Genomic DNA, 13595 nt, shown 5'->3' with positions numbered 1-13595 from the left:
CAAAGTAAGACGTATCAAGGTAAAACAAGGTATTTGACCGGTCATAACGCCTAATTAAAATCAAACCAGTCTAAATGTTCAATGGTCACACCCGCTAAACGACGGTTAACAAGCTTTAATAAGGATTCGAGTTTGAAAGAGTTAAACCGTACACCATGGTTAAGATCAACTCCAAACGTACGCTTTACCACTTGCTCACCAAAACTCAAATGCTGCTGCAGATATAAAAACCGCAAAGCCTGCTCTAAATCCGTAAGTGTCTTTGGTTCTGGTAGAGCACAACGTTGAAACGCCTCTCACAGCCACTAATCTGGAGCGCAATAGATTCATAAAAATGATAATGACGTTGCAATATTCGGAAAAAATTCACCACATCTTCTGAACGACCATTGATGATTCATATAAGGAGATCGATTGCCACCCAAAGAATAGCCCCCCATTCCAACAAAAGGCTCAGCATAAATACGATGAAGGATGGTTTTAATGATTTTTATAAAGCTATTTTGAATATATCTGAATAAATGATAAAAGAAAAAATAGTGAGAAAGCTTTTATACTTCTTACGTTTGTTCAAAAACAAAAACTTGAAAAAGTATTAAAGGGAATAGGAAGAATAATGAAAAACATTGCCGGATAGCAAAGTAGAGAATTTTTCGGTTTGATGTTGGAATAGATATGTGTTTAAATTGATAAAAAGGCACCATACAGAGCAATTGGATAGTTTTTTCCACAAACACAAAACGTAGAGAGGAATTAAAATTGCTCTGTATAGTTGAATGTGAAGCAAATAGCTCCATTGGTAAAATTAAGGATTAAGTGCAAGTTCTAAAACATTTATTCTTAATAAACTGTAAACAATCAATGTGAAAAAAATTTATTGTAACTGCAGTGGGACATGCATCATGGGGATTAGGGAGAGCAGAGTATTTTTATAACCTTTATGAATTCTTGACGGCTTTAGAAAGTATAAAGAACTTGATGAAGATAAATTAATCCTTTTGTTTTGCAAAATCTCTAAATGATTCTCAATGCACTAAAAAAGTTGATAATACTTCTATTTAAATTACTTGCACTAGTAAATCATTACTTAATGCATTCAATATATAATTATAATATTAAAAAATTTATATTAAAAAGACTCAAGCTATAATCGCTCACTTTGTTAATAAAAATAAGATTATCCCCTCAACAAAATTTAGATATATTTAAAGAATAATTTTATAATTTTACTGCAGTAATTAAATTACTGCAGTAATTAAGTTAAAAATAATATGCGTTCTTTTTCACTCTATCAAGAAAATGCAGAGACAGGGAAGCGTATATATGATCCTAAACTAGTACATACATCTTTCATTTGCTGAAAAAACGATACTAGACCGCTCCAAAACACACTATGAGAACCCGGATGGGCAGGTATAACCACTTTAGTTAATAAAGAATCAAACTTTAATAAAGAATCAACGTTCTTATCAAGAAACACATTTGTCCCAATAACAGTAGGAGCAACAATAACTGATGCTTCTCCTTGAAAAACCGGAGACTCAGATGCTTTTACAACACACGTAAAACTTAAAATAATAGCGCATATAGCAAAGTAATATCTCATCATTTCATAACCTTATTTTATACTTTCCTTTTTTTAAAAAGGAACATAATGAAAATAACATAAAATACTATTTTCTCTATATACCATAAATAATGTAACAAAAAGAATAAAAATATTTCAAAATTCATTAAATTAACATTATTTTCTTAACGCGTATTTTATTTTATATGTTTAATATATAAACTTCCTATAACTAAAACACCAATAAAATATAATGAAAGCTTTTCATGCTTAATTTTTTTTGAAAAACTTATAAAGTTGCTGATAAGAGAATAAAATTTCTCACGATTCTTTCTCAAGATTTCTATAATAAAATTGTTCAAAAAAAGAAGGAAAATAACCTTTCCTGCTTATCAAGAACAGTTTGTAGTTTTATATCTATTAAATAAAACTCTATATAGATTTTATATTACCACTTTTAAAATAATCACTTAGATAGTATACAATGAAATTCTTTTGTCCTAGCTTATCTACTCTCAAAAGCGTAAAAAAACTAAGAGAACCTTAGTATGTTGTTTCTTTTTGCCTTCATATAAACTGCAATACACCACCTCATTTTTAAAGTAAGAGCTATCCATTCTTTAATGTAATGAGAGGAAGGGATTTTTTAACGGTAAGTGCTATAAAAGATGCAATCAGTACTTTCAGAAAATCACCAATTAAAAAACCTAATGAACTTGTTAAAGCTGTCAGCAAAGGTACCTGAGCAACATAAGCCATCCATGGTATCCCAAAAGAAAAGACAATGCCAACACCACCCAAAGCATTTATTGCGAATAATATTATAAAATTTAATCGTTGCCAAAACCATTCAACCATAAAACCAATAAAAAACGCAGCAATGGGATAACCAATCATAAACCCGCCACCAGCCCCTAAAAAAACACCGATTCCTCCACGCCCACCAGCTAATAAAGGCAATCCAATAGCAACAAGTACAAGAAAAAGGAGTGATGCTAAAGCTCCTCTTTTTGCTCCCAATATAGACCCCGCTAACATCGGTCCCATAGATTGAGCTGTAATAGGAATTCCAAGGAAAACAGGAAGAAAAATAGGAGGGAAAAAGCCTAAAATCGCGTAAATAGCTGCAAATAAAGCAATATAGGTGAGATCTTTTGTATTCATGGAATTATTCCCTTCCTTTGGACAGTTATATTATCATCAGATATACTATTGTCAGCATTACAGTCATAAGAACGTGCATCTAATGCTTCAGCAACCTCTGAAGCCATTCTTATCGTTCGTATAATTAACGGCATTGCAAGAGCAAAAATATTGGTATCAAGCCCACGTGCACGCTGAGCTTCATTCACCTCATTAAGCTTTTTACCAACAACTGGTATAAACCTAATTGCCATAGATAAAACCATACTAAATTTTGATGAATTTATACCAACGTGGCGAAATGGTTGAAGCCATGTTTCAATTGTACTGACCATATCTGAAACTTTAGTCGTTAATGAAACAAGTGATGCGAAAAAAACAAGAGAAGTAAAACGCAATATAATCTCAAAACCTGTAAGCCAATTTTTAAAAATAATTTGAAAAACAAATATAAGAATTAAAAATAAGCTCATTGCTTTAAGCTGCTTTAACACATTGCTAAAAGGAATCTTAGCAACTCTATAAAGTAAAGCTACAAACAATAAAAAGATTAAAAGAATAGGTATAGATGACACCATAAATAGAATGGTTGCGCATACAGTAAGGAATAATAACTTAACTCCTGGTCTAAGCTTATGAACAAACGTATCTTGAGGAAGATATAAACTGATCACGACATTTTTCCTATATATTCTTTGATCGCAACAAAAGGTATATCATCAACAACTATTTCCCCTTTATCAAAAACTAAAACTCTATCAAAATTTCTGAGAAATTCCAAATCATGCGATACAACAATCGCCGTTTGTGATAATTCTTCTATAACTTGTGTAATGCGGCGCTTGTTTCGCAAATCAAGTAACGTTGTCGGCTCATCAAAAACAATATAATCTGGTTTCATTGCTACTACACTGGAAATGGCAACGAGTTGTTTTTGTCCACCACTTAATAAATGAACTGCATGATTTCTGAAAGCTTGAAGCTCATAGCGTTGTAAAATTTCATCTACACGCTTTTTAATTTCATCTTTACTAAGTTTTAGATTTTTGAGACCAAAAGATAAATCTTCTTCCACTAACGGCAAAACAATTTGATTATCAGGATTTTGAAAAACAAATCCTACTTTACGCTTTACTGCCTTTGCATCACGCTTTGTATCAAGACCATCAACACTTACAAAACCATGAGAAGGTAATTGTAGCCCATTTATAAGACGAACAAATGTACTTTTTCCTGAACCATTCGCACCAATAATAGCAATTCGTTTTTCGGTAAGTTGTACAGTGATATTCCTTAAAACACACAAATCACCAAAGACTTGTGTCACTTTATCAAACTTTATAATCCCCACAATTTATTCCAATCAATCCCTTTATATTACCTCTTATATCGCTACCGTTTAAGTTTATAGCCCAAGAATAAAAACAAGCACCATAGAGGAATAATAATAACTGCCAAACTCATATCAGGCATCTGAACAGAGATATATGTTTCAAAAAAAGATATTCTTATTCCGATCATCTCAAAAAGTCGCCCCATTAATCCATTGTTTCCAAAGCCACTTACAAACATAATGAAAAATAATAAAGCAAGAAAGCAGAGGCAAAGATAATTAGCGTAAGGATATAAACCAAACGCATATATAAAGTCCTTTTTTCTATTCCTATGTGCTTTTCGAAATTTCAAATGAACAATAATAATAATGGCCCAAGTAATAACTGCTGCCGCAGTTGCAAGAGCCATGATTCGCATGAAACTATTATCAGGGATAAGAGTATTCACAACAACAATTATAGCCGTACAGAATGATGAAAAAAGGATAGCAACATAAGGAACATGAGCAGTACTCAGTTTACTGAAAATATGTGGTGCATTTTTTTGTATGGCTAAACTATAAAGCATACGACCATTAGAATAAATGCCACTATTATAAACAGAAATAGCAGCCATAATAACCACAAAATTTAAAATATGACCAGGTGCAGGGATTCCTATAGTTTCAAAAATTGTGACAAAAGGACTACCGTTTTTCCCAATTATATTCCATGGACTGATTATCATAATAACGCTGATAGAACCAATATAAAAAATTATAATCCTCCACATAACTTGACGAATAGCCGCTGGTATTGTTTTTTGTGGATTAGCTGCCTCTCCAGCAGCAATACCAATAAGTTCGGTGCCTCCAAAAGCAAACATTACTACAGAAGTCGCCAAAACAACCCCTATTGCCCCATAAGGAAAAAAACCGCCATGATCCCAAAGATAATGAACACTCGCTGGGCTTTCCCCTACTCCAGTAATAATGAGAAAAATCCCCAAAATAATCATACTAATAACAGCAGCAACTTTGATCAAAGCGCAACAAAATTCAAATTCTCCATAAAAACGAACATTAAACAAATTAATTAATGTAACAAACAAAAGAACAGTGAAGGATGACTTCCAATGATCAATCGAAACCCAATGATCAAGGTAAAACCCAATCACTGTAAGTTCAGTCATGTTCACAAGAATATAAAGAAACCAATAATTCCAACCTGTTATGAAGCCAGCCAATCTTCCCCAATATTTATATGCAAAGAAACTAAAAGCTCCTGAAGACGGTTCTTCTGCTGACATTTCACCAAGCATTCGCATAATGAAATACATAATCAGTCCCCCGAAGAGATAAGCTAAAATGGCTGAAGGACCAGCTAATTGAATTGCCTCTGTTGATCCATAAAAAAGTCCTGTCCCAATAACACCACCCAAAGCAATCATTTGAATGTGGCGATTTTGAAGATCACGCTTCAATTCATTATTCGCATCATTAAGCACTATTATCCACTCTCCCCCTTGATATTGATTTTAATCTTTATACAAAAAGCTGATAATATCTTTAACATATTTTTTTTCAAAAGAAATTATATAGAGAGAATATAAATTTATTTTCTTGTTATAATGCAACTTCTTGTTTTTTTGTGAATTATGCAATTGTTCTTGTTAAAATTATAGGAAAAAATATGCTGCGCCTTTTTCTTAAATTAATGGCTTTCATTTTCGTTACACTAGCAATCATACTATTTGTCATTGATAGTGTACACTCTATGAGCGCATCACATTGGACGGTAACCCCCTTAAACAAAATATTAGCAAGTTTTCTGCAAACAGATATCTATAACCTAAACCAGTCTATAAAGAATATCTTACCCCCTGTTCTGTCCTCAGTTTGCATTATTCTCACTTGTTTACCAATGTGGTCTATCTTTTGTGCTGTAGCAGTAGCATTTTGTATCTTGAATCATGAAAAACAAAAGCCTTTTCACAAAATATCGTATACTTAAAAAAAGAATATATTTGATTTTAAAATTGAAAAGATTCTTCTAAAATCCATTGTACAATACATAATCAAGGTAGTTTAGAAGACTTCATTCTATCAATGATAGCTGGAAGCTATTTTGTTAATAAAAAGAGATTTAAAGCACTTTATTATCAAAAGATACACTCGCTTATGATTATTATAATTAACAACTGTACTGCCAACTCATTTTCGTTAATGAAAGACAATTGTTTACTCAATTGAATTTCTTATTCCACCTATAAGAAACATCTGTATAAGAAAGGCTGAATAGTTGGTATAGTTAAAATTGCTCATGATCGTTCCTTTATCCTTTACATAAATTTCTCTTTGTTTTATCATTACAGATCACATATAGAAAAATATCTTAATAATATCAGTACTCCTTAATAAGATTGAAATTTCCTGAAATAACGAGAGAAATTATGCAGTTTATAAAAACTTTATATTAATTGCAGCCTGTTACACATCATATCTTGAAAAAATTCAAAATTCCTTATTATTGAGAAATAACTTAAAAGCTTCAAAAAAATATTCTAAATCCTTATTGATGTGGAGATGATAACACGATAGTTTTAAACTAATCCTGTTTTTCCAACTCTGGAAATCTGCTCGTTAAAGCATCCAATCTTTAATATCACATTATAATTTTTTTATTGATTAAGTGAAAGAAAGCTCATCAATAAGCTTTTCTTGGTAAACTAGTTTCATTTCCAACTCTAATAGAAAACATATTTAATTTATTAATATACTTTTTATGTTTGTTCTTATAAAAACAATAATTAACTTTTCTATTAATTCCATTGTTCTTATCTCCACATCATAAAGGTTATGATATCTTTTATTTTTCAATTGCTTGTCCAATAAATTTCTTTCTTTTCTAGAAAAAGCTATATACTTATCTTACGAAACTATCCTGGCATCAAGTAATACCTAAAAAATGCGCTTTTATAATAGTTTTTAAGTTAGAACACTGTGATAAATTGAAACCCATTTTATGACATTAATATCAAAAAATACTATTCTGCTCTTAACCTTTTATTCCCCGTTCTCTATCTCAATAATGACCGCATCTTATAACTTATTGAAAAAAATGCATACTTGCTTTTATGCATACTTTTAGTTATTACCCTCAAACTGATTTTGTTTAATTAATGTACAAGCCTATGCCGCATTAGCTCAGTTGGTAGAGCACATCATTCGTAATGATGGGGTCGCTGGTTCGAATCCGGCATGCGGCACCGTATTGCTATAAAAAATAATCACTTGTAGCTTGTCATTAGGTTTTGTACCAACGCATTTTTTCAAAGTTTTTTTTAAGGAGTTCTCAAAGGGTCTTCAAAGACCTTTCAAAGGTCATTTAAAACCCCTTTCATGAATCTTTTTTTCTTCTCCTCAAAATCACAATCTGAGATGATCAACTCTTTAGTAAGAATTGCGTTATTTTAAAAGGCAGTATATAAGATGTAATAACCTCTTTTAGAATAAATTAACTGATAATTATTCTGTACCCTAAGCACATTATTTAAAAAGAAAAATGTTTAAGCAATTCGATCAAGTTGATCTTATTGTTTTTCAGTATACAATTGTGCAATGTTTGCACCATTGCTCCTTTGAGAAATCGAGACAAGTTTTCCCTATTCCTCTCTCCTACGCAAAGTGCAAATATTGCACTTTGATTTCAGGAAGCATCGCGTCCGGTCAAAGGGTCAATTTGATCCTTTGATTTTGTGTTCTCTCTAGCTTTCATTTTCTATTGTTTTCTTTCCTTTATCGTGTGCTTCTAGGGTGATTTCTGTGGTATAACCCGCTTTGCTTTTCATAGCGGTGAGTAACGATTGCAGCTTTCCATGAGCCATTGTTTTCATCCCGAAACCCTTGCAACAGATGAAGTTGATCAACTATGATCTCAGGGCGCCCCCCTCGAGGGTTAAAGAATCACTTCTCACAGCACAGCAAAGCCTATTCGACACAGAAGGCTGCAGCAGCCAAAGCCTTTTCCTTGCATGGATAGTAATTGCACAAACGGCGCACGCGACTGCTAAAATCTGTTGATGCGTAACCTGGCATTGATACTCTTGTGAGCGATCAAAATAACATGCTTCAATGGTACCGTATTGAGTACATGACTCGAAGATAAATTCCCAGCTGGTAACAGTCACGCCGATGGATGTTGAGGGCTGGTAAATCGCTCCCGCTCAAAAACAAAAACTTATTGTCTTCGATTAAAAACCGCGCCCGCATTCGGTTAACAAGGCAAGTTAAAAAATCAATCGCAAACTGATCCGTGCTCACCACATAAGGTAGGTAAGGTTTATTTGGCAAATCGCGAGCTCACCTTTGCTTGATAGTCATGACGTTTAGCGACTATCTCAACAATCTTCACAATGGTTTTATGGTCAAAGTGTTCACTGCTTTGTTCCTTGATTTCCTCACGCATAGAGGCGCTTTTGCCACAAAGGCGCAAGATTTTTCCATCGCTGCCACCACAACTCATAACCGACTCGACAATAAAATACCTCATAAAAGCAATCATGCTGTTCTCATCGCTAAAGATTACCTGCAGCGCACTGTAAGCTCAAGGGAATCTCTAAATCATTACCACTATCATCAAGTTCTGCTTCAAATGTATCAACTTCATTGCCAGCATGATCAGTGATGGTAGCCATTAAAAACATTGATAAAAAACTTCATGAACAAGCTTATCTCCTACTCTCACTTCAATAAAGGAATGCGTGCGCATTAATCCCATAGCCGCTTGCCCACATTGTTCTTTTCATACATCACAAATTCAGGCAGAATGACTTTTAAGCTCTGTAATAAAAGAGCTCCACATTTGGCAATCTCTGGATTGGCTTCCAACGTAGCTTCTAAATAACCATCCAGTCCCCCAATTTGTCTGCAGTCCCTTAACATAGCCATAGCATATTGAAAGCAGACGAGATCGAAACTCAAATCCTCTAATTCTACAAAAACATGCTTTTCTGGTATCTTCATGGAGTTTATTCCCACCTGATATTGTTCTTGCGGTTTTCCGCCGTCAAAAAAGGACAAAAACTGATGGAATAGCGGATACGCTGGGATTGACCAGAGCGACTGATAAAGTCGTGGTCTTTACTAATAGTGGTGATCACTATGAGACTATAGAGAATAGCACTATAGGTTCTATCATTGATCCAATGAAGCATCTGAATGGGCTTTGCTCTTCGAATAGTTGTGGTGATAGCATTAAAAACCCGATCCCTAAATTCTTCCGGAAACCAAACCCTACGGATGATTTTAGGGTCATTGCCATAACCAGTAAATTGTAAACTGGGGAACCTGCCAAAACGCTCCATGGAAACCCATGAGGCAAAAAACTCTTTCTCAAAGGATTGAAAATTCAACCAGTCCACATAGAATTAATGTGCTCCTAACATTAGCAAAGAATCTCTCACTCATACCCTTCCCTCCCTCATTCTGGAAATAAAACTATCTCGTAGTAATGCTCAATTTATTGAAGAAAATTGATATTTTTTCAAAAGAATATGGTGTAAGTTATTATAGCCCACGTGAGAATTGAGTCTTTGAACCATAGGAATTTTATAATCCCATTCCAAAGAGTACTTTTTTATCTGTTTAAATCTAATCAGACCATTGTGTACAATCGATTCTATACTAAAGCTTCTATAATAAAATAAGTGCAATATCTATTTTATAAAAATTGACTAGATTTCATTGAATGTATTTATTCAAAAAGCTTATTTTATGTGCAAAGATATTTCGTTATTGGCAAATACCTCTGTACTCGTTTAAGAGATTATGAACTATCATTCTTCCAGAATTAATTGAAACAGCATTCTGATTTCGAAACTAAATCCAAGGATAGATATAGAGAAAATCGATCAGGCTTTTTTAATTAATAACATAATAGCCGATTAACTACGATGCATAAAAAAGGCAAAATGCTGTCTTTTGTACTTTGTAACACCGAAAAAGAGTGCATGATGATAACTTATTTAGATAGCCATGAAACAGAGAGTCTGTATTGACATCTGCATACAGAGTAAAAGAAACTTATGACTACTTTTCTGAGTAAATCATAATGAACGCAGTTATCTTTTGTACTTTCTATGTTTTGTGTTTTATTCACCAAATTATTGCATTCATGAGAAGAGAGCACATAAATGTTAAAGAAGGAGTATTATAGAGGTTTTTCCTTACGCTTGCGTAAGAACTAAAGAATACTATAGAGGAGATAACATGAAAATCAATTTAGTGCTTAATGACTAAAAGGCATGTGGTTTAGAATATTTTCCAATTATTGGAACGCTTGAAAATTTGACGTTAAAGTCACAGTATCATTGCGTGGTTGCTTGTTTGTTTAATTATAAACGCGGGTTTAGCTTGTGCAATGGCATACAGTGAATTCGAATGATTGAAGCCAAAAAATTAATAATATATTGCACCTTTTTAAAAAGAAGTTAAAAAAGAAATTGCTCAATTCGTTAAAAGAAAAAGAATGCTTTAATAATGCATACTTTTCTATCTATGTATATACAAAAGTTATATTTTGTATAAACTTTCCAAATTGCTACCCATATGAATGATCAATGTTTAAAGGAGTCCATGATGACTGAAAAGAACCAGATTGATAAAGCCTCTTCATTGATTGAATCGGCAAAGCGTTCTGGGGCAAATGCTGCTGATGCTGTTATTGTTCGCACACATTCTACCAGCGTATCAGTTCGTTTTGGGAAAGTCGAATCGACAGAAGCCTCAGAAAGCAATGATTTTACATTAAGAGTTTTTGTCGGCAAAAAAGTGGCAAGTGTTTCTGCGAATTTAGCGTCTTATCCTCAAGAACTTGCAGAACATGCTGTTATGATGGCGAAAGCTTCTCCTGACAGTTTATTTGAAGGTTTGGCAGATAAAGAAGCTTTAGTTACACAACCTAAAGATCTTGATCTTTTTGATGATTTTATTCCACCTAGTCATTTTCTCACAGAAGATGCTTTAAAAATGGAAGCAGCAGCTCTTGATGTTAAAGGAGTGAGCAACTCTGGTGGAGCCACGACAGCTTATGGTCATAGCGGATTTGTTCTTGTAACCAGCGATGGTTTTTGTGGAACTTATCACTCCAGTTGTTTTTCTCGTTCTTGCAGTGCCCTTGCTGGTGAGGGCACAGAAATGGAACGAGATTATGATTATACAACTGCCTTACATTTTTCTGATTTGGAAGCAGCAGAAATTGTTGGAAGAAAGGCGGGTATTGGTGCAGTTCGACGTTTGGGAGCAGTTCGTGCTGCTACAGGAGTTGTAGATGTTATTTTTGATCCGCGTACAGCTCGTGGAATCGCCGGGCATATCGCATCGATGGTGAATGGAGCATCCGTGGCACGCAAAACAAGCCTTTTACAAAATCTCTTGGGAAAAGCAGTGATGAAACCAGATGTTAATGTAACTGATCAACCTTTGCGATTGCGTGGAATTGCTTCTCGTCCTTTCGATGAAGAGGGAGTAGAAGGACAAACATTAAATATTATTGAAAATGGTATTTTAAAAAACTGGCTCCTTTCATCATCTTCAGCGCGTGAATTGGGACTGAAAACTAATGGTCATGGTGTCCGTTCAGCGTCATCGATTCAACCAATGAGTACCAATTTTGCTATTGAACCGGGTTTAATATCGCCTCATGATATGATAAAAGATTTGCAAAATGGTTTTTATGTTACAGAATTATTTGGGCATGGTATTGATTTTGTTACGGGCCAATATAGTCGTGGTGCTGCTGGTTTTTGGATTGAAAACGGCGAAATTGCTTATCCAGTAAGTGAAATAACACTAGGTTCTAATTTACTTCATATGTTAGCACACTTAACACCTGCGAACGATATTGATCGACGTTATGGTACAACCGCTCCAACATTATTAATTGAAGGTATGACACTTGCAGGAAAATAATACGCATTATTCTTCTGACTTAACTCTCTTGCTTGATGTTTGTCGAGAGGCAGGAAATTTAGCAATGAGGTATTTTGGATGTGCGTTGAACGTTTGGATGAAAGAAGGTAATTCACCAGTCAGTGAAGCAGATTTTGCAGTTGATCACTTTTTGAAGGAAAAGCTTCTTAGAGCACGCCCAAATTATGGATGGATTTCAGAAGAAACAAAAGATGATCGGTATCAAAGAATTTATGAACGCTACTTTGTAGTTGACCCTATTGATGGAACTCGTGGTTTTCTTTCAGATAGCACTTATTGGTGTATTTCGATTGCTATTATTGAGAATGGGCGTCCTATTGTAGGTGTTGTACAATGTCCAGCTCAGGGAGATGTTTATGCAGCTGTTGCTGGTAGCGGGGCAACATTAAATGGTACAAAACTCCCTCTTTTAGCTTCTCAAATTAATGGAAAGTACAAAGTTTCACTCGATAAATCACTAGCGCAAAAATTACCAGATGATTTTTGCAATCAAGTCAATTTTTATCGCCACATTCCTTCTCTCGCGTATCGTATTGTTCTTGTTGCTCAAAATGAGATTGATATTGTATTGGTTCGTCCGAATTGTCATGCATGGGATATTGCTGCAGCTGATCTTATTTTACAGGAAAGCGGAGGTTGTTTTCTATCGCTTGATACACCTATTATATCTTACAGAATTGAACCTTATCAATATGGAATTTTAATTGCTGGTAAAAATAATTGCTGTCAAGATATGATAGATGTTGTTCGTCAAGCAAAGTTAGTTTAATCACATAAAAACGCGCTAAAATTTCTTAATGATATGGAGGCACATATGACTGAAACCAGTGAAAAAAAACAATGTTTGCATCTTGTATTTGGTGGAGAATTAAAAAATCTTAATAGTAATCAATTCAAGAATATTGATGATTTAGATGTAGTTGGTATTTTTCCAGATTATCAATCAGCTCAAGAGGCATGGCATGCGAAAGCACAAAGCAGTGTAGACAACGCATTACAACGTTATTATATCGTTGACTTGCATCAATTTTTTGACTCTGAAATAAGCGATACATAAGTAAGACTTGAATATTTGATCACCATTTCCTTAAGTTATATGCATATAGAAAAATTGAATTTTTTAGATTCGATATATATCAAAGAAGAGTAAAGAACTCAGAAAAAAGTACTGCATTTTAAAGTGTTTTTGATACAGAAATCAATATTTACGGATAAAATAAGGTTTATATCGTTTTTGTTGTGTGGATAGAATAATTATGTTTTGTTTATTAGACAAATCCACAGTTAAGAATCTTAGATAATGCTATCAAGGCAGAAAACGTTTATAATAGATTTCTTACAACTTTTTTGTATGATAATATAACATAATATCTTTTCTTTATTCTCAAAGGGATAAAGTTGTTACTATGTTTTTCGCTTTGTTCCTTCAGAAATAATATACCACTTGCAAAAATGAAAATTTAAATTTGCTCATGGTTTGAGAGTATGAAAAAAACACCTAATGTTCATATGAATATAAGGGCTTCTAATGCTCAAAATTTTCTTAAGTCTGAAGAAATATTATAATTGTGGATATAAAGT

Annotated in this window: 11 protein-coding genes, 1 tRNA gene and 2 pseudogenes; 5 read left to right on the top strand and 9 right to left on the bottom strand. The window is 33.7% G+C overall.

Annotated elements, in window-relative coordinates:
- Positions 1-50: 50 nt before the first annotated feature.
- The 6 genes from HWV54_RS07060 to HWV54_RS05245 form a co-directional block, all read right to left on the bottom strand.
- Complete coding sequence (locus HWV54_RS07060) at positions 51-191, bottom strand: hypothetical protein (protein ID WP_245256319.1); 141 nt, start codon at positions 189-191, stop codon at positions 51-53.
- A 1100-nt stretch (positions 192-1291) separates the two neighbouring features.
- The gene (locus HWV54_RS05265) at positions 1292-1609 is read right to left on the bottom strand and encodes a hypothetical protein (RefSeq protein WP_005866020.1); all 318 of its coding nucleotides are present in this window, start codon (positions 1607-1609) and stop codon (positions 1292-1294) included.
- Between the two features lie 567 nt (positions 1610-2176).
- The gene (locus HWV54_RS05260) at positions 2177-2731 is read right to left on the bottom strand and encodes a biotin transporter BioY (RefSeq protein WP_005866022.1); all 555 of its coding nucleotides are present in this window, start codon (positions 2729-2731) and stop codon (positions 2177-2179) included.
- A complete protein-coding gene (locus HWV54_RS05255) occupies positions 2728-3384 on the bottom strand; it encodes an energy-coupling factor transporter transmembrane component T family protein (RefSeq protein WP_005866024.1) in 657 nt (218 codons plus the stop codon). The genes HWV54_RS05260 and HWV54_RS05255 overlap by 4 nt, the downstream gene beginning before the upstream one ends.
- Complete coding sequence (locus HWV54_RS05250; RefSeq protein ID WP_005866026.1) at positions 3381-4061, bottom strand: energy-coupling factor ABC transporter ATP-binding protein; 681 nt, start codon at positions 4059-4061, stop codon at positions 3381-3383. Before HWV54_RS05250 ends, HWV54_RS05255 begins: the two co-directional genes overlap by 4 nt.
- 41 nt (positions 4062-4102) lie before the next feature.
- Entirely contained in the window at positions 4103-5530 is a 1428-nt protein-coding gene (locus HWV54_RS05245; protein WP_005866028.1) for an amino acid permease, read from the bottom strand.
- 185 nt (positions 5531-5715) lie between these two features.
- On the opposite strand from HWV54_RS05245, the gene HWV54_RS07255 reads away from it, so the two are divergent.
- Positions 5716-6036: a hypothetical protein gene (locus HWV54_RS07255; protein ID WP_005866030.1), complete on the top strand. Its 321-nt coding sequence runs from the start codon at positions 5716-5718 to the stop codon at positions 6034-6036.
- Between the two features lie 1182 nt (positions 6037-7218).
- A tRNA-Thr gene (locus tag HWV54_RS05240) sits at positions 7219-7291 on the top strand.
- A 498-nt stretch (positions 7292-7789) separates the two neighbouring features.
- Here HWV54_RS05240 and HWV54_RS05235 read toward each other — a convergent pair.
- From HWV54_RS05235 to HWV54_RS05225, 3 genes and pseudogenes are all read right to left on the bottom strand, one after another.
- Positions 7790-8793: pseudogene (locus HWV54_RS05235) on the bottom strand (phage late control D family protein).
- Entirely contained in the window at positions 8793-9047 is a 255-nt protein-coding gene (locus HWV54_RS05230; RefSeq protein WP_005866037.1) for a tail protein X, read from the bottom strand. Before HWV54_RS05230 ends, HWV54_RS05235 begins: the two are co-directional and overlap by 1 nt.
- A gap of 9 nt (positions 9048-9056) precedes the next feature.
- Positions 9057-9445 (bottom strand): annotated as a pseudogene (locus HWV54_RS05225) (phage tail protein); the annotation flags it as partial.
- Between the two features lie 1216 nt (positions 9446-10661).
- Here HWV54_RS05225 and HWV54_RS05220 point away from each other — a divergent pair.
- Genes HWV54_RS05220 through HWV54_RS05210 form a run of 3 tightly spaced genes read left to right on the top strand, consistent with a single transcriptional unit; the run spans position 10662 to position 13071 of the window.
- A complete protein-coding gene (locus HWV54_RS05220; protein ID WP_005866039.1) occupies positions 10662-11993 on the top strand; it encodes a TldD/PmbA family protein in 1332 nt (443 codons plus the stop codon).
- Positions 11980-12783, top strand: a complete 804-nt coding sequence (locus tag HWV54_RS05215; RefSeq protein ID WP_005866041.1) for a 3'(2'),5'-bisphosphate nucleotidase CysQ — start codon at positions 11980-11982, stop codon at positions 12781-12783. Before HWV54_RS05220 ends, HWV54_RS05215 begins: the two co-directional genes overlap by 14 nt.
- 45 nt (positions 12784-12828) lie before the next feature.
- On the top strand, positions 12829-13071 hold the full coding sequence (locus tag HWV54_RS05210) for a DUF4170 domain-containing protein (protein WP_005866044.1): 243 nt from the start codon (positions 12829-12831) through the stop codon (positions 13069-13071).
- The last annotated feature ends 524 nt before the right edge of the window (positions 13072-13595 follow it).

It is taken from the genome of Bartonella alsatica, from assembly GCF_013388295.1.
Lineage (GTDB): Bacteria > Pseudomonadota > Alphaproteobacteria > Rhizobiales > Rhizobiaceae > Bartonella > Bartonella alsatica.
This window is presented reverse-complemented; position numbering and strand designations above follow the sequence as displayed.